At 71.4% G+C, this 1192-nt stretch carries 1 protein-coding gene; it reads left to right on the top strand.

Features of this window, described 5'->3' with window-relative positions:
* Positions 1–1192, top strand: a 1192-nt coding sequence (locus KBZ10_RS28950; RefSeq protein ID WP_247703165.1) for an HNH endonuclease signature motif containing protein, incomplete at both ends; no start/stop codon positions are given.

The following is a 1192-nucleotide window of genomic DNA, read 5'->3' as shown; positions in this document are numbered from 1 at the left end:
CGCCGGTGTCGGCGGATGAGTGGGCGGCGTATCTGGCGGGAGTGGTGCCGGGGCCGCAGACGGCGGCGATGCTGGGGTTGCTGGAGCGTGGGGCGTTGTCCCGGGCGGGGCGGATCGACGCGTTGAAGGCGTGGGAGCGGCATATCGCCTGGATCCAGGCGCGGCAGGTGGGGTTGCTGGCGGACATCGAGGCCGATGCGCTGGAGGCGGTGCCGAACGAGATCGGGTGGGTGGACTACGACTGGGACTTCGCCTGTGAGGACGTGGCCTGTGCGCTGAAGCTCTCGGGAACCACGGCCGCGGACCGGCTGGCGGTCGCCACGGCGTTGGAGGAGCGGTTTCCCACCACGGTGGCCGTGCTGGAGCGGGGGGAGATCTGCTATCTGCAGGCCAAGGCCGTCACCGAGACCACCGCCGTGCTGGATCCGGAAACCGCTGCACGGGTGGAGGCGATGGTGGTGGCGAAGATGCCCGCCCAAGCGGTGGGACAGACCCGCCGCGCCCTGAACCGGGCAGTGCTCAAAGCCGATCCGCAGGGGGCGGAACGGCGGCACCGCAAGCGGCGGGAGGACCGCACCCTGTGGCACCGGGCGGGGGAGGACGGGATGGCGACCTGGACAGCGTTCCTGCCCGCCCCGCAGGCCGCACAACTCGACGCCGCGATCGAAGCCCACGCCGCCACCCTGCCCGAGGACGGCCGCACGCTGAACCAGAAACGCGTGGACGCCCTGTACGACCTGGTCGTCAACCGGCCTGCGGGCATGGAGAGTCCCGGTGGCCGCTCGGCGGCCGTGGTGCAGGTGACCGTCTCCCTCGACACGCTGATCGGAGCGGACGAGGACCCCGCCGTGCTGAAGGGCTACGGACCGATCAGCGCCGGGCAGGCCCGCGAGGTGGCCTTCGCCCCCGGCACCATCTGGCGCCGCCTGATCACCCACCCCAAGACCGGTGTGCTCATCAAGACCGACCCCACCACCTACCGTCCCACCGCCGAAACCCGACGCCACGTCATCGCCCGGGATGGCACCTGCGCCTTCCCCTCCTGCCAGATGCCCGCCCACCGCTGCGACCTGGACCACATCCAGCCCTTCAACCACCACAACCCGGCGGCGGGCGGAGCCACCGAGCCCGGCAACCTCATCCCCCTGTGCCGACGCCACCACCTACTGAAACACCGCACCCGATGGCAAGC

Origin of the sequence: Streptomyces sp. F63 (genome assembly GCF_018070345.1) — a bacterium.
Lineage (GTDB): Bacteria > Actinomycetota > Actinomycetes > Streptomycetales > Streptomycetaceae > Streptomyces.
Note: the sequence above shows the minus strand (reverse complement) of the source record. Positions and strands in the feature narration are given on the sequence as shown.